Genomic DNA, 23,987 nt, shown 5'->3' with positions numbered 1-23,987 from the left:
TATGAGATGGTACATGTCTTTTAAAGAATTACTAGAAGCTGAAAAATTAAAGTTAGATGTAATCAAAGAACCTAAGCAACGCAATGAAATTTTTAGAACAATTCAGGACAGTTATTTAAAGGAAATTAATAAACTGATAGAACAGTTAAATAAGAGCCAGGATGATCAACGTAGAAAAATATTAAAGCAAATCAAAGAAACAGATAGACTCTATCTGCAAGCAAAAGGAATTGAAATTACCGCTCATATTTTATTTAGTCGCCATGGAGAATGCAGTAGCTGGGGGCAAAAACGCTTAGGGCTAAGTCCAAATGCTGCTATTTCAGAAAAAGCCGCAAAAAACATGGAGACAACCAATCAATTTAGTGGCAGTTTATTATTTTATCCTACAACTCAACACCCTCAAATTGCGATCTCACCGATGAATAGGGCGATGCAAACAGCTGGATTGGTGATTCCTGCGGAAATCAATAATGCACAAATTTCTATTCTTCCTTTTTTAGTAGAAAATACTGTTTCTCCTTCTGGATATGATGTTCGATCCAAAGAAGATATGCAGAAATTGTATGATCGGCTTTCATTTTGGAAATCACCTATCCAAAAAATTCTTTTAAAAATATCGATGTGGATATACAGTGATGAAGATTTCAAACAACTTTATAAAAAAAGAATGGAGGCAGCAGAGAAAATACAAATTCATAGTAAACCCGTAATTCTCGAATCTAGAGTGGATGGTAAACCGGACGTTTGCCAAAACTTGGATTATTCCGGTGACAAAATAAAAGATACTAAAGCGTTTATTGAACGCGTGGAGCAACAAGATTGTTGGTTATTTGGGCATGGAAAGAACTTCAAAACATTTTTCCAAAATGTTTTAGGGATTGACTCCGATTTTGATTATGGTGAAACACGCAGCGTTTATAAAATAAAAATCAATGGTGAAGTGTCTTCGCTATATCATCCTCCATATGTAATGCTTATTAATCAAGAAACAGGAAAAATTGAAGGGAAATATACTGCGATTTTGAGTATGCCTGATATGGAGCAAGCAACACAAGAAAATCATGATTCTGAAATACCTGATGTACCGCAGGTAATGGCCCAACTAGGTAGGTCCGTTCCTGAAAATATACAACAAATGGAATTAGAAAATAATAGAAAACTGACTAGCGAAGAGTCTCTGGCTCTTTTGGAAGAACATGATCTTGAAACCAATGAATTAGGAAAGATCTTTAATAGATAAAACTACAATTAAATTTCGATAATATGATTAGGGCACTATATATATAGATCTTTCTTGAAGAAGATTAGATTTACCCACTGATTAGATAGATGATAACATTTCATGGATGAGTGGTTTAAATAGCCCTAAATGGATATTAAATATATGTTTGATGCAATTATTTTTGATTTTGATGGAGTCATTCTTGATAGTGAACCTATTCATTATGAAGCGTGCTGTGAAGTACTTAAACCTTTGGGAATAACAATAAGTTATCAAGAGTACATGGATAAATATCTAGGTTTAGCGGACAAAGATATGTTTCCTAGCTTACTAAAAAATAAAGGATTTAGTTTTTCAAATACAGAAATTCATTGTTTCATTCACCAAAAAAGTACAGCATACATCAATATTATCAACTCGAGTGATTCGCTACCTTTAGTTGCTGATTTTGAGCAGTTTATTTTTAAAATAGCATCTAAAGTGAAAAAAATTGCTATTTGTAGTGGTTCAAGTCATAGTGAAATAATGGCTGTTCTTTCTAAGGTGAGACAAGGAAAATTACGCGCTTATTTTGATACTATTGTCACCGCTGAAGATGTTCAAATCGGGAAACCTTCTCCGGAGGGGTACTTATTAACAGCTAAGCGATTAGATGTTTTGCCGTCTCGTTGTTTGGTAATAGAAGATACGCCTTATGGAGTTAATGCAGCAAAAGCCGCCGGAATGCAAGTTATTGGCCTCATGACTACTTATGAGAGGCAGCATTTTTTTACTGCAGAACGAGTGGTTAAAGGTTATAGGCAACTGTTGGCCAAAATTTGGTAACTCCTGCTGCACAATGGGGGTAAACCATAATTCACTGAAAACGAATGAGTTAACATGAAAGTTATTGTTGGATTAATTTTTTTCATCATAGGAAGTATGGGGATGGCTATGGATGTGGATATAATAACTATAGAGCAACCTGAATATCATCAGGTTCTCAAGCATCAGGCTCAAGAGGTGCAGTTTCCGTTGAGTCAGGCGGATAAAGACTTAATTGCGGCAATGAAAAGCAAATTACAAAAACTTGGTGGGGTCGGTCTTGCTGCGCCCCAAGTTAATTTTCCGAGACGGATCATTGCTATTTACATTCCAGAAGAAGCGACTCTATTACGCGATAATGTTAAAAGTTTTTATCCCATGCATATCATGATAAATCCAAGTTATATCCCTGTTGAGGGCTCTGCAATACAACATGACTTTGAAGGTTGTTATTCTGTTTCCAGTAAGTCTGGAAAAGTACCACGTTATGAACAAATTAATGTGAGTTATTATGATGAATTGGGTCAATTTCATCAGCAAACAGAAGAAGGATTTTATGCCCGGGTTTTGCAGCATGAAGTAGATCATTTAAATGGCTTTTTAATTCTTGATCGTTTAACACCTGATTGTGTACAAGGTTCCGTAGAAGAAATGATGGCTTTACGGCGTGTTTCTTTGTCACCCGAAAAAAGAGCTCTTTTTGATCAGATCATGGCGAAAAAAATGAAAAAATAGGAATTATTTTTTTAATAACTCTGCTATGTTTTGGACGGTAAACTGAGCTTTCGCTTGCTGGTAGCCGGCATCGGTAATTTCTTTATATTTTTTAAAGTCCAATATTCCAAACTGTTCTACTTTTAAAGAAATGCCATAATCTGCCATGGACATTACTCGTTCAGTATTTTGTTGGGAACTAATGGTTAATAGTTGTAATACTAATTCACCTAAGCTTATAGGTAACGTTTTTTTCCCTAGAAACTTATTATAAAGCAATTTCCAACCAGAGAGCGAATAGGGCAATCGTGTTGGTTGGAATGAGTGTTTACTACTAATGTTGGATGCAATAATTTTACTGCTATTTGAATAGCGTCTCATCACGTCGATAGGTATATTATTGAGTACCCCACCATCGATAAGGAGTTTGTCATTAAAAGCTACAGGGGGGTAAATAAAAGGTAATGAAATACTTGATCGAATCGATTCCCATAATAATCCTCTATCATGTACATATGAATTTTGACTAATTAAATCGGTAGATACGCAAAAATAGTTAAGCCATAAATCTTCAATTTGATTTTTTTCACCGTAAAGTCGCATAAGATTATCAGCAGCTCTCTTGCCTGCAGCAATGGCAATATAAGGAAAGGTAAAATCGATTTTTGCTCCTTTAATTAAATATTCCTCAACTAAATCGAATATTTCATTAGAAGTATATCCCATAGCAAAAGTAGCGGCGAGCATCGCTCCCATACTTGTTCCAGCAATATAATCTACAGGAATTCCTCGCTCCTCTAATAGGCGATAGACACCAATATGAGCTAGCCCTCGTGCTCCCCCACCGCTTAAAACCAATGAAATTGTATTGTCCGTGAAAATACGCATCATACGTGAAATACCTGCTGTGGTATTTTTGCGAATATGATAATGCGCGTTTACTGACCGTTTCTGAAGCCAATTTTGAGTGTTGCTTGGGCGAGTTGCGGTATTATGTAAAAGTATTAATATATTTCGTTTTGCAAAATGGTGCTGGCTCTCTATAATATAATTCTCGACTTCAGATAAATCAGGATCATGCTCTTCTGCAATCGCTAAAAAGGCAAGTGAATCAGCTTGGCGAATACAAAATTTAGTCCAACTTGTTAGCGTTTCATCTGCCAGATAAAATATAAAAGAGAATTCCTTTTCTTGTTGGTTAATCCATAAAATTCCCTCATTGCTCATGTTGCCATTTGCATCTAAGAAATTTTTTTGTATTTCCACGCAGTGACTGGTTAATAAAAGAATTTTCTCTCCATAGGAGTGGCGAAAAATGATTTCTTGTAATTGAAATTCAAAATCAGGTATTGGTTTAATGGGAATTATGGCAATTGATTTATTGCGAGAAGCGGAAGGGGGAACTCCTTGCAGGGAATTAGTTAGCCGTTTGATCGTAAATTGAGTGATTTTATTCAGTAATTCAGGATATGTTTTACTTAATTTCAAGAAATTATTTTTTGATAATTTTAAGATAATACTATCTCGCAATGTATATACATTAGCAGAGCGAGGCAAATCAGATAAAAGGGACATTTCACCTATAATTGAACCTTCATTCATTTCCCCTTGATAAGTCACATTATCTTCTACATCTGTGACTTGGTAAAAAAGTCTACCTTTGATTAGAATGTAGAGATCATTTGTTTGATCTCCTTTTTTAATAAGTAGAGCATCGCCAGCATGGGATTCAATTTCTAGTATATGGGAGAGCTTTCTAAGGCAAGCGTCACTTAGAGCACAAAAAGGCTCGTACATTTTTATGAAATCATAAATTTCTTTTTCTGTGAATAGGGAAAGATTCATTTTTATAGTTATTACTTATCTCAATTATTATCTTATTATAGTCTTTGTTTTTGAAGTGGGTGTACTTTTAATGGTTAACTTAATGTAAGTTTCGGATAAAGAATCTTTTAGATCCAGTCTCTATATCGAAGTCTTAGCATAGAGCTTGAAAATTCGTACACAGGCTTCGAGACGCTACGCGCTTCCTCAGCCCGAACGGTTCGCAGTAAATCTATGTTTGCTTGTGCGAAACTTCCATTAAGCTAAGACGTCATCCTGAGCAAAGCGAGGGATCTCCTTGGTTTATCACAATACTACATCCGGGAGACCCTCACTTTGCTCGGGGACTTTTATGCTCGATTAGCTGAAACAGGAGCTGAGTGTTATTTAACAATGGTTTAAATACTGTCTACTCCAATTATGAGTTATGTAGAAGAAAACTTAGATACAAGCCTAATTCGTTGAGTTAAGTGACATATTTTATGGGAAGAGTGATGATAAATTCACTGATTCATAAAGAGCTCGTTTCCAAATAAATCAAAAACTTTATAAATGTTTTATGGAGTCTATAGGTTATGTTAGCAACACTATTAATGATTTAAAAACAATCATATCAATTAATGTTTATTCTTTATTTTTCAATGGGGCAAACTTGACAAAATTAAATATTACTTCCTAAAATGCTAACGGGTAAATCATATTTTGCCTTTATGCTTATAAACTAACTCTAAAAGGAATTAATTATAATGAACAAGATAAAATTAACAGGCGTTGCTCTTGCTATTGGTGCTGCCTCTATGTTTGCTTTAGCTCCTGCTTTTGCTGATGACGCATCTTCTAGCTCTGGCATGGTTAAATGCCAAGGTGGTAATGCATGCAAAGGACAAAGTTCTTGCAAGACTGCTGATAATGCATGTAAAGGCCAAAATTCTTGTAAAGGAAAAGGCATATCTGAAATGAGTAAAGATGACTGTCAAAAAGCCGGCGGTACGGTTGTTCAATAATTACAGATAACTTCTAGCATGATCCAGGCATGTACATTGCATGCCTGGGTTTTTATCAGGTATTAATCATGAATACCCCACAAAATAAAATTGTTCCACGCATGCCTTTTCTTGGTTTTGGTCTGGGATTACGACCTAATTATTATGAAGAAATTTTGACACAAAAACCCAATATAGATTGGTTTGAGGTATTAACTGAAAATTATCTGGTTCCTGGTGGAAAACCACTTTATTATCTTGACCAAATTCGCACCCATTATCCTATAGTGATGCATGGTGTTTCTCTTTCATTAGGTAGCTCAGATCCTGTGGATCGCGATTATCTACAGCAATTAAAAAATTTAGCTTCTCGAGTGGAACCAGTTTGGATTTCTGACCATTTATGTTGGACTGGTGTTAATGGTGTTAATGCTCATGATTTATTGCCTATTCCTTATACATATCAAGCAGTAGATCATATTGTTTCTCGCATTCATCAGATTCAGGAGTTTTTAGGGCGTCCTATTTTAATTGAAAATGTGTCCAGTTACCTTACTTATAAGCAATCTGAAATGACAGAATGGGAATTTATTCTAGAAATTGTTAAGAAAGCAGATTGTTATATTTTGCTCGATGTCAATAATGTGTATGTGAGTTCTATAAATCATCAGTTTAATCCTATGGATTATATCTTTGCTATGCCTGCTGAGCGCGTGGCTCAAATTCATTTGGCTGGCCATTCCAATCATGGTCATTACATCATCGATACACATGATGCACCTGTAATCCAGCCTGTGTGGGATCTTTATGCCGCAACGTTACAACGATTGGGCCCTGTCTCAACCATGATAGAACGAGATGACAATATGCCACCCCTAGTTGATTTGCTTGCGGAAATAAAGCATGCCCAGGAAATTGCTGAATCTGTAACAATTGAAGAGGTATTTCTATGACAGAGCTTCTGCATTTACAAGAGCGGTTTCAAGAGTTTTTATTATCAGGGCAATCAGAAATTTTTGATTCAATTATTCAAACTGAATTAGTTTCAGCAGATACTCGCTTAGGTATTTATCGTGATGCTTATAAACTTCGATTGATCGAATGTTTGTCATCTAATTTTCCGGCGTTATCTACTTATTTAGGTACAGAGCAATTCAATGAATTTGCTACTCTTTATATTAATGCACATCCTTCATCTTATCGTTCTATTCGTTGGTATGGAGATTTGCTTCCTGATTTCATGAAACACCAATATCCTCAATACCTCCATTTAGCAGAACTCGCTGATTTTGAATGGAAAATGGGTTTAGCTTTTGATGCTGCGGATGCCCTTGTGGTGCAGGTTGATGATATGGCTTCAGTTTCTCCAGCAGCATGGGCAGGATTACAATTTATTCTTCATCCTTCTTTGCAACGAATCAATTATGTTTGTAATACAATTCCCCTTTGGCAAGCGTTGACGCATGATCAAAAATTGCCTGAGCTACAACAAAGTTCGGAATCTACTGCATGGATTTTGTGGCGTAAACCTGGATACCTGATTCAGTTTTATAGTTTGTCTTGTGAAGAGGCTTGGGCTTTAGATAATTTATTACAAGGTATCTCTTTTGGTGCTTTATGTGAAGGTTTATGCCAGTGGATAAACCCTGAGGATGTAGGAATGCGAGCTGCTTCCTATTTAAAAGGCTGGATTCAAAAAGGTATGATATCGCGATTATTGCTCGCAGAATAGTTTTATTTTCCCCTTGTTACATTTGTTTGCGACTCAGTAATGTAACAATAGGGGGCAATATCGAAATAAAAATAATTCCATAAATAACCAGCGCAAAGTTTTCTTTAATTAATGGAATCGATCCCAAAAAATAACCAAGACTTAAGAGACTAGCAATCCATATAAATGCGCTTATTAAATTATATAGCGTAAAACGAACTATACTCATTGTTCCAACGCCTGCTACAAAAGGCGCAAAGGTACGTATAATAGGCAGAAAACGCGCGAAAATAATCGTTTTTCCACCATGTTTTTCATAAAATGCATGTGTTTCTTGTAGATGTTTTTTATTGAGTAGCCAAGATTTTTCAGCTGAAAAAATGCGAGGTCCTAGCAAACGCCCCACTAAAAAATTGATCTGGTTCCCGAATACTGAGGCACAGAAAAGTAATAAAAACAAAATAAAAGCATTTAATGGATTTCCAGGTTGTGCAGCAATACTTCCAGCCGCAAAAAGTAAGGAGTCACCGGGTAAAAAAGGGGTTACTACTAAACCTGTTTCGCAGAAAATAACAGCGAATAAAGCTAGATATGTCCAAAATCCATAATTTGAAACAATAGTGTTTAGATAAACATCAATGTGAATTATATAGTCCAAAATATTTAAATGCATTTTATATAAAGTTAAAATAATAATTTAATAAGTATTCTTACACACTTATTTGTTAATTTAAAACATAAATTTTTACACGAATTTGCTCTTCTTTTGCTATCCTTATAGAATATCCACTATAGGGAGCATGAAATGACACAAAAGAACCATTCATCTCATAGTTCCGTTAATCCTAAACATAGACAAAGTGACTCAGGAAATCCAGGAAATATGTACATTAAGAGGAATCGTCTACCCAAGGAAATGGAAAAAAATGCTAAAGTTAAAAAAGTAACTAAGAAACCAAACTCATGAAAACATTATTTCATCTGGCATTTCCAGTGCATGATTTAGCATTAGCTAAAGAATTTTATCATCATAAATTGGGGTTTTCTTTAGGGAGAGAATCGGAGAATGCATTGATTTTAAAATTTGGTAGTCATCAAATTGTGGCTCATAAAGTTGATCTAATTCCTTCTTCTCAAGAAGGAATTTATCCAAGGCATTTTGGCTTAATTTTTCTTGAGCGTGATGATTTTGATGCTTTTACAACAAAAATTAAAATGCAGCACATTTCTTTTGAAATTCCACCTAAAATACGGTTCAAAGACACTCGAATAGAGCATCACTCTTTTTTCTTGAAAGACCCTAGCAATAATTTGCTGGAGTTTAAATATTATGAATTTGCTTCTGCTATTTTTGGTGAACAAGATTACAAGAAAATCGGGGAGTCCTCCAGGCATGAGTAGTAAAAACCATGGTCACTTTAATCATCGAAGACATTAACGAATTTCCTAAAGCAAATAAAAAATCACCAGTTTTTATTGTATCTCTTATTTGATTATAACCCCCGATGTTTACATTAAAAAGTTAATTAATTTTATACACCGGAATCACGGGTTGTTGCGCCGATTTATATTGAATTTGACAATTGCCAACTCCTGTTGATTCAATGATGATTTCATCTTTATCTGTGCTAATTGCCATTTGTCCTGTGTAATACTTATTCATTCCTTTGACAAAAGCTTGTTGTGCATCCAATGTCGTTGGAATAGCTGGTACAAAATGAGTCAAGACCAAATGTTTTACTCTGGCTTGTTGCGCCATTTTCGCAAGTTCTAATGAATCAGAATGGTAATTTTTAGTTTCCAACGAAAATTCAGCATCTAATTTATTGCCTTTTGCCACTGATTGTTGATACGTTTCTTGATTTAACGGATTACTAAGCACTTCATTAATTAAAAGATCAGCGTTTTTAGCATGAGCTGCGAGTGTAGAATTAACTTTAGTATCACCGCTGATGACTATTTTGCATCCTTTATAGTGTATCACATATCCTAGTGCCGGATAGACAGGCTCATGAGAAACAGGAAACGCAGTAATTTTAATGTTTGGAGCATCATAAACGGTTTGATCATGCTTAACTGCGTCCACTAATTTGGGGATCCCAAACCCCAACTGTGGATCTAATCTTCCTTGACTATTAGATGCACGGAAAATTACATCGAGTTGATAGGCTTTTGCTAATCCTTTTACAACTTGCTTCACTCCATAGGGCCCATAAACATTGATAGGTTGATTACGGCCATTATTCCAAGACGCATTAATCACTTGCCCTAAGCCACTGAAATGATCTGAATGCCAATGAGTGATAAACACATTATGAATTGCAGTGTAAGGTAAACCCATAGCCGCTAAAGTTTGTGATGCCCCTTCGCCTGCATCAAACAAAATAAATTGTTTATCGGCAATCATCGCAAGACAGGCCGGTTTACGAATATCTTGCATCGTCACTTCTGGATCGCCCGTGCCGCAGAGATAAAGATGCATCTTACTATCAGTCAATAAATCTTTTTGAATGGGTGTCTCTAGATATAAAGCGGCAAAGGAAGAACTAGTCGATATGAGTAAAATAATACCAAGTATTTTATAAGAATTTTTCAGCATGAATAAAATCCTTAAAATTCAGAATTAGGAAAAACTTCGGTCCAATTGTAAATTTTCCAATTGCCTAATCGCCAATTTTTAAATCCTTTTAAAATGGGTTGGCAGGAAGGAACATCTAAACGAACAAATTCTACATTTACTATTGCTTTAGGCGGGGCTGATTTTCCTTTGGGTAGATGATTTTCTTTTGATTTCGTTTTTAGAGTTTTTAGGACATATGAATGCGCGATGCCTTTAATTAAATCTATCTCAATATCCACATTGGAAATTTGATACATGAATTGAGCACCATGACTTTTAATGAAATTTATAATAGGACTCTTACCTTTGATAGGCTTATCACAGTAAGGATTAATGAAACAACTTTCTGGTTTATCTAGCCAGAGTGCATCAATATCACTAATATTTTGGTTTTCCAAGCTGTGTATGTATTGTATCAATAAATGAGATAAATATTTTTTTGTTTCTGCGAGTTGTGCCCTATATTTTTTATGATAATCCAATGTTTCTTCAATTAAAGCTTGGGTAATGGGATTAAGCTTATTTTTTAAGTAGAGTAAGCGTTGTTGTAATTCATGAGATAGCTTATTAGGATACTGCTGTAACATCAACAAAGCAGGCATCATCCTACCCTCTTGTTGCTCATCAGCTAACCAATCTGCTGCTGGAAAAAAAGAAAAATATAATCCTACCGCCATCATATTAGTAATAAATCGTTGATCATTTATAGTAGTCTGAATTTCAGGATGTGCAATATCATTCACGCCGCTATCAATTAATGATTGATATTTTTTTGCATTATCAAATGTCGCTAATGATGTTCCTTTTCGATAAAATGTTCCATTTTCAGTAATCATTCCTTGTTTGTTGTCAGGAATTAACGTGTCTGGATCAAGTGCAATAGTCGGATTTTTCATGTTGCAGACCTATTTAAAATTTTATCAACCATTTTCTGTAAGCTTGGTATCAAAGTAGCATATTTTTCTTTTAATTGGGTCACAATTTTTGGAGTAACCGCCTCTGGTTGTTGCTTAAGATAAAGCAAAATAATCATTATTCGTCCCTGATGATCGCTTTGCAACCACTCTTCCGGAGAAAAGAAACCAATGATGTCTAAGGCTTTCAAGGAAGGGATAAGTTTGGACTCAACTTCGATAATTTCCAATAGATTTTTCTCTTGGCTGGTAGCGTCAAGTTTTGATAACTCATCAAAGAAATAAGCATTGATCATGCTTACTCCATAGGAAGCTGCGCGAGTAAAAGTGCCATCTTTTTGCACTTCACCAATTTGGTTATCCGGTATCCATTTTATGGTCATAGATTGATCTCAAATAAGTTAGATAAAAACTTTTTAGAAAGGAACTTAGGACTTGTTTTCAAGTCATTTTGCTCTGAATTTCGTGCCTAATAAAGCATGACACGCAGACAACGAAAAACCAATTGCCTACAGAGCCTAATTGGATAAGATAATACAAAAAGTTAAACCATAAAAGTGAACAAAAAGAATTTCATTGCAGGATAAATAAAATAAGGCTCTCCGCTTGCACCAATGGAAACCCATGTTGATGAAGTCACAATGTTCCTAGAGACATGGAGTTCTTCTTTCGTAAAAAGGACAAAAAACCTAAAGTCAATGGCTCTGCGGATCTAGTACTAAACCTCCGCCAAATTACCTTTGGTCTCCAACCAGACTTTTCGATCACCCGCTCTTTTTTTATTTAACATCATGTCCATAATTGCTTCTGCATCCCCTTCATCATCTAGCGTGAGCTGGACTAGTCGTCGCGTGTTCGGATCCATGGTTGTTTCACGTAATTGAATCGGATTCATCTCACCTAACCCTTTAAAACGTTGAACATTAGCTTTAGCACGAGTTGTTTGTGTTAGGTGATTAAGAATACGATTTTTTTCTTCATCATCTAGCGCGTAATAAACCTCTTTTCCTGCATCAATTCGATAAAGGGGAGGCATTGCAACAAATACATGTCCTGCTTGCACAAGGGGTTTAAAATGACGTAAAAATAAAGCACAAATTAAGGTTGCGATATGGGCTCCATCTGAGTCGGCATCGGCAAGGATACATAATTTACCATAACGAAGCCCACTGAGATCAGCAGAACCAGGATCTACTCCTATAGCTACGGAAATATCATGAATTTCTTGGGAGGCTAAAACTTGAGAGGAATCTACTTCCCAAGTATTAAGAATTTTCCCTCGCAAAGGTAAAATCGCTTGGAAGTCCTTATTACGTGCTTGTTTCGCTGAACCACCGGCTGAGTCTCCTTCGACTAGAAACAGCTCCGCTTGGCTAAGATCAGTTTGCAAACAATCAGCCAATTTACCAGGTAGAGCTGGTCCTTGGCTTACTCGTTTTCGAGCTACTTGTTTTGCTTGTTTTAACCGTTTTTGTGCCCTCTCTATTGTTAATGCAGCAATTGCCTCACCTTGGTTACGATGTTGATTTAACCACAGTGCAAAGGCGTCTTTAACGACATTACTGACAAAAGCTGAAATTTGACGAGAACTCAAACGTTCTTTAGTTTGACCCGCAAATTGTGGCTCTTTCATTTTAACAGATAACACATATTGGCAAGGTTCCCACAGATCATCAGCAGTGAGTTTTACGCCACGAGGAAGCAAATTTCTTAATTCACAAAACTCAGCCATAGCATCAAACAAACCCGAACGTAAACCATTGACATGAGTACCGCCCTGGACAGTTGGAATTAAATTCACATAACTTTCATTAAAGCCCGTGTTTGCGGTATTTGACCAAACTAAGGCCCAGTCAACAGTTGCCTCATCACTTTTAAACGCACCAATAAAGGGTTCTTCAGGTAAGTAATCCCCATCTGGTAACGATTGATTTAAATAATCAATAAGTCCCTGTTCATAGCACCAATGCATTTCTTCGTTGTTTACTTTATTGATAAAAGTCATGGATAAGCCAGTACAAAGTACTGCTTTTGCTCTGAGTACATGCATTAAATGTTTGACTGAAATACGGGTCGTATCAAAATACTTAGAATTAGGCCAAAAACGAATAGTAGTTCCTGTATCTCTTTTTTTAGTTAGGCCTGTCTCATTTAGTTCACATAATTTATCGCCATTAGCAAACGACATTTGATAAATAAGTCCACTGCGTTTGATGGTGACATCGAGGCGCTCGGAAAGCGCATTAACAACAGAGACCCCGACCCCATGCAATCCACCAGAAAAGCTATAGTTTTTATCGGAAAACTTACCTCCAGCATGAAGGCGAGTCATAATTACTTCGACCCCACTTAATCCTAATTGTGGATGTAAATCAACAGGCATACCGCGACCATCATCTTCGACTTCAATAGAGCCATCTTCATGAAGGGTGACGCGAATGTGGCTGGCAAAACCGGCTAACACCTCATCCACACTGTTATCAATAACTTCCTGAGCCAAATGATTTGGACGAGTCGTATCGGTATACATGCCGGGACGTCGTTGAACGGGCTCAAGTCCACTTAAGACTTCAATTGCTTGGGCAGTGTAGTTTTCTGACATGGGCATATCTCAAATATAAGTTAAGTCTATTGTAACAATTCAGCACAATTTTAATGAAAATATAATTAAAATTGAGGTGAATGGCTAAGGTTTATTTTACCATACATTATGATACAGTAGTTGAATATTCCTTTGTAAATCTATATTAAAGAAGCTTTTTTTGGCAAGTAGAAAAAGAGGCAGCATCAGAAAACATATGCAAAAAAAAAGTGTTGAAGTTCATCAATTATCGGTAGTATTTCAAGATCATCGTAAGATAGTCCCTGCCTTAGATCAACTCAATTTTAATTTACATCCAGGTGAAACCTTAGTGTTATTGGGGGAGTCAGGTTGCGGTAAGTCTTTGACTTCATTAGCATTAATGCGTTTGCTCCCTAAATCAGGTGCTTATGGTGTTGATAGCCAAATTCATGTAGATGGGCAAGATATTCTTGATTTATCGGAACATATGATGAGGCAATTAAGAGGCCGCAAAATTGCAATGATTTTTCAAGAGCCAATGACGGCCTTAAATCCGGTAATGACTATAGGAGCGCAGTTGGCAGAAGTTTTAGTGAAATATCATTCACTTAGCACCCAAGAATTAGAAAAATTGTTATTAGCTCTGCTTGATGAGGTAGAAATGCCACAGCCTCAAGTCAAAATTCACCAATATCCACATCAATTATCTGGAGGACAGAAGCAACGTGTAGTTATTGCAATGGCATTAGCATGTAAGCCTGATATTTTAATTGCAGATGAACCAACAACGGCTTTAGACGTAACGGTGCAAGCACAAATACTTGGCTTGTTAAAAAAAATACAAAATACGCGCAAGATGAGCATGCTGCTGATAACCCATGATTTAGGTGTAGTAAAAGCAATGGCTACTCATGTTAGTGTGATGTATGCAGGGCAAATAGTAGCTCAATCACCTGTAGACGCATTTTTTTCACGACAAAAGCAACATCCTTATGTTCAGCAGTTGTTAGATTCCGTGCCTTCTTTTGCAAAACGCCAAGAGCGCTTGTCTGTCATTTATGGATGTGTTCCTGCTTTGGATGAAATGCCTTCGGGTTGCCGATTTCACCCTCGTTGTATTTATGCTTTTCCAAGATGTCAACTGGAGGAGCCGCAATTACAAGATTTGGAGGGGCAACTTGTCCGTTGTCATTTATATCCCGATCTGAGTGAACTACCTTCTTTAGAGAAAAATAAAATAGGGTGGAATCCTACCAATAAGGAAATAAATAGTATTTTGTATGTAACTGATTTATCTATTGCTTTTGTTCAGCAAAAAGGGATATTTAGTCGCCATAAAGCTTTAGTGAAAGCTGTTGATGGCCTTTCATTTCGATTGCAACAAGGAAAAACTTTAGCTTTAGTGGGGGAGTCAGGGTGTGGTAAAACAACAACCAGCCGCGCTTTATTGCGTTTACTCCCTGTTCTTGGTGGAGAAATACATTACAAAGATCAGAATGTATTGAAGTTAAAGGGACGAGCGTTAAGAGAATACAGAAAAAAAGTTCAAATTATTTTTCAAGATCCTTTTTCTTCGATGAATCCACGGATGACAGTTGGGGATATTCTTGCTGAAGGAATGCATGCGCAAGGCATGACACATTCATTTATTCACAAAAAACAAAAGGAATTATTAAATCATGTTAACTTGCCAAGCACCAGTTTACAGCGGTATCCCCATCAATTTTCAGGTGGACAAAGACAAAGAATTTGTATTGCTAGAGCTTTGGCTACCGAGCCCGACATCTTAATCTGCGATGAGCCCACTAGCGCTTTAGATGTTTCTGTTCAGGCTCAAATCCTTAATTTATTAAAAGAATTACAGCAAGAAACAGGAATCTCCTATTTGTTCATTACCCATAACATGGGTGTCGTTTCTTATATTGCCGATGAAGTCTTGGTTATGAAAAATGGGGTAGGAATCGAGTTTGGTACTTGTGAAACTATTTTGCAACAACCTAAAGAAGCGTATACACGGCAACTTTTAAATGCTGTATTAGATGTTTTTTGAGCATAGGTTATTTGATGATTTAGAAGTTTTTTCATTGCTACAGAGACGAGTGAAAACAAAAAACATAAAATAGGTTTATCTATGCTCGCAAAATTTTTAAATCCGCTCCTAATTATTAAGGTTTTTTTTATGAATAGAGTCTGTTAAGATGAGATGATAATGATATTAAAAAGGAGTTTTTTCATGAAAAAAATGATGGGCTTGTTGTCTTTATCAATGAGCTTTTTAATGGGTAGCGTCCAGGCGGGAACAATGGGACCAACGAGACCCGATTGGACTTGGGTAGGTACGTTTAGTGCTGGTCCTGTATGGGGAGCGAGTGCCGAGACGCAGACCATTGAGCTAGCCCCGGATATTGTTAAGACATATACAATGGAAGAATCTAATGATGCTATTTTTGATGGTGAGGTTTTCTTAGGCATCCAAAAAACACTCTCTCAAACACTACAAGGCCAACTTGGTGTTGCTGTAGGTTTCACTAATAATACTTCATTGCATGGAAGTATTTGGGACGATGCTGATCCAGAGTTTAACAATTTTATCTATAGTTATAAGTTGCAACATACTCATGTGGCTGCAAAGGCTAAACTATTGGCAGAATTGGGGCTGGTGGCTATGCCTTGGGTGAGTGGTAGCATTGGAGTAGGTTTTAATGATGCTCATGGATTTAATAATACCCCTATCATTTTTGAAGCGTTGCCTACCCCTAATTTTGCATCACACACGGAGACCAGCTTTACATATACAGTTGGTGCTGGCTTGCAAAAAGCGCTGAATGACCATTGGCAGGTAGGGGTTGGTTATGAATTTGCTGATTGGGGTAAAAGCAGGTTAGGTCGTGCTGAAGGTCAAACTTTAAACTCAGGCCTATCTCTTAATCATTTTTACACCAATGGCGTTTTATTTAATCTCACCTATTTGGCATAAAGACATAAGATAAGGCCACATATCGTGGCCTTTAAAAACGCCACAAAACAAACCTGACTTTTCTCCAGTGCTCTCAGATTTTTAGGGCCATAGATTGTTCAAAATATTAAACTATAATCAACATTAAGAGATATCAAATTTTGGACTGCAATGTTATCTCATGATGTGATAAAAGTAATTGATCAAATTGGTGAAAAAATCGAGACTAATGAGCTTGAATTCCTAACTTTTGAAGACATCAAGAATGCGTGCTTTATGGTGATGGGACACATAGAGCAATTAAAAGCCAACAATAATTTTGCTATTGCTGATCATGCTCAAAAAGACTTGCAATCCTATAAAAGGATCGTTTTGTGTTTAGTGGAGTTGCAGGCAAAATTTATAGACATGAATAAAAATAAAGTACTGGGAAATTATATTGCTGATTTAAATGACATGCGCGATACGATTTATTCTATTCCTAATCTATTAGGTTTAGATTATAAAAATAAAACAGAAAGAATTCCTTATTATATTTTAAATATGATAGTCCGCATCAACAAACTTAAATATAAACTTCTAGAGGTGAATTGTTTTGATAGAGCTCAAATGGCGCATACAGAGTTTGCTCAAGAAATAATCGTGTTATATTCTAAATTCCTGGAAATACATCATGCAGCCAAAATGCGCTACTCGGTGGTTATCAAGGGATATTTTGAAGCGATGCAAGAACGTTTCGATTTTTATTTAAAGGAAATTACTTATTTCCGTAATCTTGAAATTATCAATACAAAATGTTTGAGTTATTGTGTCATGGATTACCTGCCTAAAAATTTTCGTCATTAATTGTTCTGTCCATGATTTGTAACTTTATGATACATTATTTAATGGATTAAAAACGTCAAGGGGCATTGAGTTGTGTGGTATAAACGAGAAGCCGAACATTTAATTTTGCATTTATACGTTCAGCCTGGGGCCAAAAAAACAGAAATTGTGGGAATACATGAAGGAGAGCTTAAAATTCGCTTAAACACCCCGCCAATTGAAGGTCGTGCTAATAAAGAATTATTAAAATATGTTGCGCAAATACTTAAGGTACCACTAAGCCAAGTTGTTTTAAAGCGTGGTGATAAATCCAGGCACAAAGTACTTTTAGTAAAGAACTCTTTAGTAGATCCCAATGTTTTATTTTGAACCAATATTTATATTCTCGCAAAGCATAAGGCACGATATGTAGTAAAACCCAATGGTTAACAGACTAAGATTTGTTGACAATTCAGATTCCGACATCCTGCGACTCGTTTCTGAGGGTCCCATACGAAGTTTGAATATAACTTAACGTCAGTTATGGATAAAGATATATAATTATAACGAGGGGTGTGACCTCAGATTAATGTAAGCAAACAATGACACAATTCACCAAATAGTCATTTTACGCATCACCCAAAGTATTCTTATTTTGTCTTCCATAAAATTTTATGAATGATCAAGTGGTTTAAATGAACAGATTTACAATTAAGATGTGCTGAAGCAAATCATTAATGGTGTTTACAAACACTAAATGATCAAATACAATACAAAAATTAATTTACAGGAAAAGCCATGCACGATAAATTTGAACATTTTAATCAGTTGCTCAATGTTATAAAAGGTGAAATCACTAAGTTTTTACCCACCAAAGAGTTCATAAACCTTTCTATGACCTCAAAAAGCAATCATAATTTGTTCAGAACAAATCAATACTTAGCACCGCTACAGGAGGCTAGAAAATTTCTCCATCATGTTGTTCGTGGAAATCATGAAGCTGTAGTAGAGATGCTGAAAAAGAATCCGGCTTTAATGCATATCAGGGGACAAGTGACTGATTTATCAGGCCGCAAATTTACCCATATTAGTGGTTTTGAATACGCTATGTGGGCTTTAGACAAGCATATGTGGACGCAGATGCTTGATTGTTTACCTGAAACAAAAGAAGGTGAACACATCAAAGCTAAATTAAGGACACAATATCAAAGGATAAAAGAAGTCGGTGTAACCTATGAACTTCATGGTGTCATCACGCAAACGCCAGAAAAGCATTTTGATTTTGAAGGCACTATTATTAAGGAACTTCAGGAATATGTTGATAAGGATGATGATAATCAATGGCGAACTGGTGTTGGCAGTGCTCAAAAATTATTACCTATTCATGTTGTTTATGAATACTGTAGTGACACGCCCTTTTATCCGGTACCTGATTTTAAAGAACAACCCAAGTCGTCAACAGAATTTTATAATTGGTTGAATAATGGCGAGAAAGAATCTTGGTTTTGCGGGGAGTCTAAGTTAGGTATTGATTTTGCTATATGTAAGGGCCAGGCGGGCGCGCATGCGGGATCGGGCGGGCGGGGGAGCTGGCGCGCGGGCGATTTAAATGCCGTAACGGCGTTGTATGAAGTCAGAACAAAAGATTTTCTTGCGCTAGAAAATGATCTCAAACCATGTTACTTGTCTGAACACCAGTATAAGAACTGATATTCGTTAAGCGCTGGGTATATTGCTGTAACAGTTCGGCGGCATACCCTGCCGCTCGCCTGTCCCAACAAACCTTCAAAAACCATAACAGCAAGTCAATGTAGTGCCAACTTGCGTTGTTTATGAATTTTGGCAAACAATTTATGCCCTATATTCAGCATGGTATTCAAATCCCAGCGTTTCATTCTTTATTGCTATCCTTGATCAACGCGCGCATCTGATTAAACCTTGTTCTTTGCTTGCAATTAAATGTCAATATGTAGCTATAGTGTCGTTTAAATACGAATACTGATGATATATGATTGCCATTTTAAAACGGATTTATAGTAAATGCTATGGCTGAAGTGATTGCAGTGAAGGATGAGGAGGTCGTTATACAAGTACGAATCAAATTAAATGGTTCCATGCTTGACAGGGAGGAATCGATTCAATCAGCCGTGAATGATGTTGGTTGCCTTGCAACCAGTGAGGCATTCAAACGTTTTGATACAACAGGAGCTCCCATTCGTATTGACAATGTTCGAATGACAAGCAAGGGAGTGGTCAAAAAACGTTATGAAACACCTTATGGTGCAATTGATATAGAGCGTTATGTCTATCAAACGTCAACAGGGGGAAAAACGTATTGTCCTCTTGATGAGCATGCTCGATTATAACCAGCTCAACACCACGATTTGCTAAACAAATATCCAGCAAATATGCGCGATTAAGTGCCCAAGAAGTTATGGATGATTTAAAAAGTAATCATGGGCGCCCAGTTGTTCGTTCTTTTCTTCAGCATGTTGTTGATATCGTTGGCTCAATGGCTCAAACGACTGAAGAAGACTGGATGTATGAGACGCCCAAACTGAGTGATGTAGTGACTACTGTATCTGTGAGCCTGATGGAACTTGTGTATTCATGTGTCAAGAAGGATGGCGAGAAGCCATGACCGGTACGATTGCACTTTATAATAAAGCAGGAGAACGCTTGCATACGATTTATTTGGGGGCTGCACCTGAGTATGGCAAAGCCTCCTTTTTAGAGCGACTTGAGCGAGAGGCTTATCACATTAAATTGCAGTATCCAGAAGCTACTTATGTCGGTATAGCGGATGGTGCAAGGGTCAACTGGGATTTCTTGGAACGTCATACCCAGTATCAGATTTTAGATTTTTTTCATGCAACCCAATACCTTGCTGACGCATCTTTTGCCATGCATCCAATAGATACATCGGCGCGAAATCTTTGGCTTGATTTAGCTTGTCATCGCTTAAAACATGAGCCAAATGCGGCAACATTACTACTTGATGAAATGAACGATTGCTTGTCTAGTAGAAACAAACAGGCGCTTATTGAAAAACTAAAAAGTGCTACAACTTACTTTAAAAACCAAAAACACCGTATGGATTATCATTACTACCAAATAAAAAATTTGCCGATTGGTTCAGGTGTCACCGAAGCGGCTTGTAAGACACTTATTAAACAGAGACTTTGCCAATCAGGTATGAAATGGAAAAATAAAGGCATTACGATGGTTCTTCGTTTAAGAGCATTAATATCAACCAAAGGTAGATGGGACCACTTTTGGAATAGAATTAATCAAATGGGATTTATTGGTTTAGCAGAAATAGGCTAAATTTATAAGGGGATCGTACATCAATCGGAGGTCACACCCATAACGAGTCTCTATCACGAGCCGTTCGAGCTGAGGAGGCGCACCAGCGCCGTCTCGAAGCTTGGTATCGGATTCGAAAGTACCTCCCAAGGCTTCGAGACGGCGCTGGTGCGCCTCCTCAGCCCAAACGGCTCGAAGTAATAACCCGATCTCTTATCCATAATTGATGTTAACTTACTGTTTTTAATTGAAATATAACAAAATATCTACATCTATGTATCGCGCTTTATGCAGTACGTAGGTAGTTTAATTTGTGAGGATCCCTCAGGAGCAAGTCGTGGGACATAGGTGTTGAATATTATAAATTGTCAATACACCTTAGCATCGCTCACGCAATTACTTATCTGGACGCTTTCAGATTAATCGACTCTTGTGCCTTGTCAAATTGTAAGGGGACAAATCCCTCCGTAGTTCTATTAAATAAAGTTACGTTTGTAGAAGAAATAGCCGGCTCTAGGGTCCATTTTTTCTGCTTGGAAACGAATCCATATTCGATACAAAGTTTTGGATAATAATCAAAATCTTGATTTAAATTAAAGTCGAGACGACTTTTTTTATAAATCGCTTCATACTGACTCCAATAACTGTCGTATTCTTTGTATACTCTGATAACCAGCATCTACTAAAATGCTTAAAACTTTTCCTTTATAATTGTCTAGATAAGGAGGAAATCGTTGTTCGTTTAACCCTCTTTTGCCACCAATAGAAAAAAATAGGACATCAGGATTAGGCATACTATCAGTACAGTTATCTAAAAGCCCTGATAAAGAATTAAAAAGCATAATATCTCCTTATTATGGTAAAAGAATGTTGAAAATTGTTACTTAGAAAAGTGATTTAAATTTAATCAAAATGATTTTATATGACAAATAAAATATTTTCATTTGTCATATAATTTTTGCTAATAATGTTTAAAAAACAGTGAGTTAACGTGAGTTTTTTATAATAGTACGTGGTTTTATCACGAATCGTTAGGGCCGACGAGGAGAGTAACGCTGTCGTATTTGATAATAAATGATGATATTTTATTGATTATTAAATTGAAGAAATTGATGTCATAAAAAAGTTCAATTGATTAAGAAATGCTAACACAGGAGAAAAGTATTCATGCAAATTACATTTTTATTTTATGAGGGGATGACTGCTCTGGATGCTATTGGACCTTATGAAGTACTAAGTCGACTTCCTGGTGTTACAGTGCAAAGGGCTAGTTTAAACTCTGGACCAGTACATGCGGGTTCAGGACTTACTTTAATGGCGGAGCATGCGTTAGCCGACATCTCAAAAACAGATGTTTTATTAATTCCTGGCGGTGGCACTGCGACTGCATTACGTGAATATCCTGAAATTCTAGAGTGGATTAGAAAAGTTCACGAACACACATTGTGGACAACTTCAGTATGTACTGGAAGTTTAATTTTAGGAGCAGCGGGTTTATTGTCAGGTATTAAAGCAACCACACACTGGGCAGTAATGAACCGCTTGGAGCATTGGGGCGCTTTACCTACCTCAAACCGATTTGTCGTCGATGGTAAGATTATTACTGCTGCAGGGGTTTCTGCTGGTATCGATATGGCTTTCTATTTGGCTTCAAAACTGACTAATGAGATTATTGCTCAATGCTTACAGCTTGGTTTGGAGTATGATCCAGAACCTCCCTTTAATACAGGATCACCGGATAAAGCGCCTCAAGATATGGTTCAATTGGTTCGTCAGCGTTTGAAAGACCGGTTTGAGCCGGAATAAAATAAATTAATTGTGGATTTAATATAAGATAATTTTTTATCGCGCATTATTTTAAGCCAAGGTAATAGGTCACCCCTAATAAACTTCAAAGAAGTTTATTAGGGGAGCTCATCTTCAATATATTTCAAAGCGCAGAGGGTCAAAAGATCCCCCAAGATAGAGAAATATCTTATGGATTTTTGTGTTAAAACAAATAAAATAACCGATCATTCATGCACTTAAATATTTTTTAATGAACGTACACTTACCTGAGACAATAGCGGACTGTCATGAGTTGATAAAACGACTTGTTGAGATCACTGATGCATTAGTTTTACGGGTTGAACAGTTAGAACAAGAAAATAAAGCACTTAAAGAGCGCTTGGATAATAATTCATCGAACTCATCGAAACCGCCCTCACAGGACTTTAAAAAGAAAAAGACTAAAAAGAAGCCCAACCCGAATAAGGGTGGAGGAGTTAAAGGACATCAAGGGCATTTTCGAGAGTTGTTGTCAGTAGAAGAAGTGGATGAGGTTGTATCCTGTAAATTGCCAAAGCGCTGTATTTGCGGTGAAAAGAACATAAAAAACCAAGAGGTGTTAAGACACCAAGTCTATGAACTACCCCTAATAAAGCTCAACATCACTGAATATCAGTTAGAAAAAGGAACGTGTGTTTGTTGCGGCAAGAAGCGACTGGCCACTTTACCTAACGGCATTACGAGGGGTATAACAGGTCCCCGATTAACGAGCTTGATGTCCCACATGCTCTCAAAATACAAGTTGTCTCGTCGAGGACTTCAATCTTTTTTAAGCGAGCAGTTCTCATTTACTCTAAGCATGGGGTGTATTTATAAAAAACAACGCCTCGTTAGCGATGCGCTAAAAGAACCTGTAGCCGATTTATTCAATCAAGTGAAAGAAAGCCCCTGTGCGCATATGGATGAAACAGGGCATCGCCGGGACGGGCTCAATCAATGGCTTTGGGGAATGATGTCCGAATCAGCTGCTTTTTTCTCTGTTGAGCCTTCTCGAGGGAAGAAAGTGATTGATTCCTTAATGGGGGCGTTTGATGGCATTCTTGTTTCCGATCGCTATGCCGGATATAACTATTTTCCCAGTGATAAGCGTCAAATCTGTTGGGCTCATTTAAAACGCGACTTCACGAAACTTTCTGAGAAACAAGATAAACCAATTGCTCGTATAGGAAGTGAGTTATTAAGTTGCCAAGCTGATTTATTTGAACTGTGGCACCAATACAAACAAGGAGGTTTCTCTCGTTGGGAGCTCATACGAAAAACTAAGTTCATCCGGCATAAGGTAGGGGAACTTCTGGAGCAAGGGACTTATACAGACCCCAAATTAAGAATCGTGCGGTTTTGCTCAAACCTATTGACGCATTTTGATGCCTTATGGACTTTTATTTTTAATGAAAATGTAGCGCCAACAAATAATCATGCCGAGCAATGCTTAAGGCCTGCGGTGATTTGGCGGAAAAATTATTTTGGTACACGATCGGATTATGGTTCTGACTTCGTAGCCAGAACCATGTCTCTTATTACTTCCTGCAGATTACAAGCGAAAAGTGCTTTTGATGTCTGCTACCAGATTTTGACTGACTACTTCTCGGGACAAAAATCTCTGGTTTTTGCTAACCCCACGTGACCTATTACAAGCCAAGTATGGCCAGCATTTATTAAGTGACATAAACGGGCATGGAAATGTCTTTTATGTCGCATATGTTGAACGTATACTAATAAACATCATTTTTTATATC

Annotated in this window: 22 protein-coding genes and 1 pseudogene; 16 read left to right on the top strand and 7 right to left on the bottom strand. The window is 36.9% G+C overall.

All coding sequences use genetic code 11. The features are described 5' to 3' along the window. Positions 1–13: 13 nt before the first annotated feature. From DYH34_RS13865 to def, 3 genes are all read left to right on the top strand, one after another. On the top strand, positions 14–1,243 hold the full coding sequence (locus DYH34_RS13865) for a phosphoglycerate mutase family protein (RefSeq protein WP_058466023.1): 1,230 nt from the start codon (positions 14–16) through the stop codon (positions 1,241–1,243). 144 nt (positions 1,244–1,387) lie between these two features. After that, positions 1,388–2,050, top strand: coding sequence for an HAD family hydrolase (locus DYH34_RS13860; protein WP_058466024.1), 663 nt, complete (start codon positions 1,388–1,390; stop codon positions 2,048–2,050). A gap of 108 nt (positions 2,051–2,158) precedes the next feature. Next, entirely contained in the window at positions 2,159–2,764 is a 606-nt protein-coding gene (gene def / locus DYH34_RS13855; protein WP_058466288.1) for a peptide deformylase, read from the top strand. 3 nt (positions 2,765–2,767) lie between these two features. Here def and DYH34_RS13850 read toward each other — a convergent pair whose 3' ends face one another. Further along, a complete protein-coding gene (locus DYH34_RS13850) occupies positions 2,768–4,588 on the bottom strand; it encodes a cyclic nucleotide-binding and patatin-like phospholipase domain-containing protein (RefSeq protein ID WP_058466025.1) in 1,821 nt (606 codons plus the stop codon). Between the two features lie 725 nt (positions 4,589–5,313). On the opposite strand from DYH34_RS13850, the gene bufA2 reads away from it, so the two are divergent. The 3 genes from bufA2 (at position 5,314) to DYH34_RS13835 (ending at position 7,282) form a co-directional block, all read left to right on the top strand. Then, positions 5,314–5,571 carry a BufA2 family periplasmic bufferin-type metallophore gene (bufA2, locus tag DYH34_RS13845; RefSeq protein WP_058466026.1) on the top strand — a complete coding sequence of 86 codons (258 nt, stop codon included), beginning with the start codon at positions 5,314–5,316 and terminating at the stop codon, positions 5,569–5,571. A gap of 68 nt (positions 5,572–5,639) precedes the next feature. After that, a complete protein-coding gene (bufB, locus tag DYH34_RS13840) occupies positions 5,640–6,503 on the top strand; it encodes an MNIO family bufferin maturase (protein ID WP_058466027.1) in 864 nt (287 codons plus the stop codon). Continuing rightward, complete coding sequence (locus DYH34_RS13835) at positions 6,500–7,282, top strand: HvfC/BufC N-terminal domain-containing protein (protein ID WP_058466028.1); 783 nt, start codon at positions 6,500–6,502, stop codon at positions 7,280–7,282. The genes bufB and DYH34_RS13835 overlap by 4 nt, the downstream gene beginning before the upstream one ends. Positions 7,283–7,298: 16 nt before the next feature. Here the strand turns inward: DYH34_RS13835 and DYH34_RS13830 are convergent, their stop codons facing one another. Then, positions 7,299–7,934, bottom strand: coding sequence for a DedA family protein (locus tag DYH34_RS13830; protein ID WP_058466029.1), 636 nt, complete (start codon positions 7,932–7,934; stop codon positions 7,299–7,301). 132 nt (positions 7,935–8,066) lie between these two features. Between DYH34_RS13830 and DYH34_RS18105 the strand changes: the two genes are divergently transcribed. Next, the gene (locus DYH34_RS18105) at positions 8,067–8,228 is read left to right on the top strand and encodes a hypothetical protein (protein ID WP_157061467.1); all 162 of its coding nucleotides are present in this window, start codon (positions 8,067–8,069) and stop codon (positions 8,226–8,228) included. Beyond that, complete coding sequence (locus tag DYH34_RS13825; protein WP_058466030.1) at positions 8,225–8,662, top strand: VOC family protein; 438 nt, start codon at positions 8,225–8,227, stop codon at positions 8,660–8,662. The genes DYH34_RS18105 and DYH34_RS13825 overlap by 4 nt, the downstream gene beginning before the upstream one ends. Positions 8,663–8,783: 121 nt before the next feature. On the opposite strand, the gene DYH34_RS13820 is transcribed toward DYH34_RS13825, so the two are convergent. The 4 genes from DYH34_RS13820 to parE form a co-directional block, all read right to left on the bottom strand. Then, complete coding sequence (locus tag DYH34_RS13820) at positions 8,784–9,860, bottom strand: MBL fold metallo-hydrolase (RefSeq protein ID WP_058466031.1); 1,077 nt, start codon at positions 9,858–9,860, stop codon at positions 8,784–8,786. An 11-nt stretch (positions 9,861–9,871) separates the two neighbouring features. Beyond that, entirely contained in the window at positions 9,872–10,777 is a 906-nt protein-coding gene (locus DYH34_RS13815; protein ID WP_058466032.1) for a hypothetical protein, read from the bottom strand. Then, the gene (locus DYH34_RS13810; protein ID WP_058466033.1) at positions 10,774–11,178 is read right to left on the bottom strand and encodes a hypothetical protein; all 405 of its coding nucleotides are present in this window, start codon (positions 11,176–11,178) and stop codon (positions 10,774–10,776) included. The genes DYH34_RS13815 and DYH34_RS13810 overlap by 4 nt, the downstream gene beginning before the upstream one ends. Positions 11,179–11,513: 335 nt before the next feature. Further along, the gene (parE, locus tag DYH34_RS13805) at positions 11,514–13,397 is read right to left on the bottom strand and encodes a DNA topoisomerase IV subunit B (protein WP_058466034.1); all 1,884 of its coding nucleotides are present in this window, start codon (positions 13,395–13,397) and stop codon (positions 11,514–11,516) included. Between the two features lie 196 nt (positions 13,398–13,593). On the opposite strand from parE, the gene DYH34_RS13800 reads away from it, so the two are divergent. The 6 genes and pseudogenes from DYH34_RS13800 (at position 13,594) to DYH34_RS13775 (ending at position 20,445) form a co-directional block, all read left to right on the top strand. Then, positions 13,594–15,408 (top strand): ABC transporter ATP-binding protein, encoded by a 1,815-nt coding sequence (locus DYH34_RS13800; protein WP_058466035.1) that lies wholly within the window; start codon positions 13,594–13,596, stop codon positions 15,406–15,408. A gap of 183 nt (positions 15,409–15,591) precedes the next feature. Next, positions 15,592–16,335, top strand: a complete 744-nt coding sequence (locus tag DYH34_RS13795) for an outer membrane protein (protein ID WP_058466036.1) — start codon at positions 15,592–15,594, stop codon at positions 16,333–16,335. Positions 16,336–16,485: 150 nt separating this feature from the next. Further along, positions 16,486–17,160 carry a hypothetical protein gene (locus DYH34_RS13790; RefSeq protein ID WP_058466037.1) on the top strand — a complete coding sequence of 225 codons (675 nt, stop codon included), beginning with the start codon at positions 16,486–16,488 and terminating at the stop codon, positions 17,158–17,160. Positions 17,161–17,232: 72 nt separating this feature from the next. Then, positions 17,233–17,508: a DUF167 domain-containing protein gene (locus tag DYH34_RS13785; RefSeq protein ID WP_058466038.1), complete on the top strand. Its 276-nt coding sequence runs from the start codon at positions 17,233–17,235 to the stop codon at positions 17,506–17,508. 408 nt (positions 17,509–17,916) lie between these two features. Beyond that, a complete protein-coding gene (locus DYH34_RS13780; protein ID WP_115342621.1) occupies positions 17,917–18,828 on the top strand; it encodes an F-box protein in 912 nt (303 codons plus the stop codon). Positions 18,829–19,163: 335 nt separating this feature from the next. Next, positions 19,164–20,445, top strand: a pseudogene (locus tag DYH34_RS13775) (ISKra4 family transposase). 605 nt (positions 20,446–21,050) lie between these two features. Here the strand turns inward: DYH34_RS13775 and DYH34_RS13770 are convergent. Continuing rightward, on the bottom strand, positions 21,051–21,266 hold the full coding sequence (locus DYH34_RS13770; RefSeq protein WP_058463824.1) for a hypothetical protein: 216 nt from the start codon (positions 21,264–21,266) through the stop codon (positions 21,051–21,053). 325 nt (positions 21,267–21,591) lie between these two features. Here DYH34_RS13770 and DYH34_RS13765 point away from each other — a divergent pair, with 325 nt between their 5' ends. After that, positions 21,592–22,230: a DJ-1/PfpI family protein gene (locus DYH34_RS13765; protein WP_058463825.1), complete on the top strand. Its 639-nt coding sequence runs from the start codon at positions 21,592–21,594 to the stop codon at positions 22,228–22,230. A gap of 232 nt (positions 22,231–22,462) precedes the next feature. Then, on the top strand, positions 22,463–23,875 hold the full coding sequence (gene tnpC, locus DYH34_RS13760; protein ID WP_058463826.1) for an IS66 family transposase: 1,413 nt from the start codon (positions 22,463–22,465) through the stop codon (positions 23,873–23,875). Positions 23,876–23,987: the final 112 nt, after the last annotated feature.

The sequence above is a fragment of the Legionella cincinnatiensis genome (genome assembly GCF_900452415.1).
Classification (GTDB): domain Bacteria; phylum Pseudomonadota; class Gammaproteobacteria; order Legionellales; family Legionellaceae; genus Legionella; species Legionella cincinnatiensis.
The sequence above is the reverse complement of the archived record's forward strand: the minus strand, read 5'-3'. Positions and strand labels throughout refer to the sequence as shown.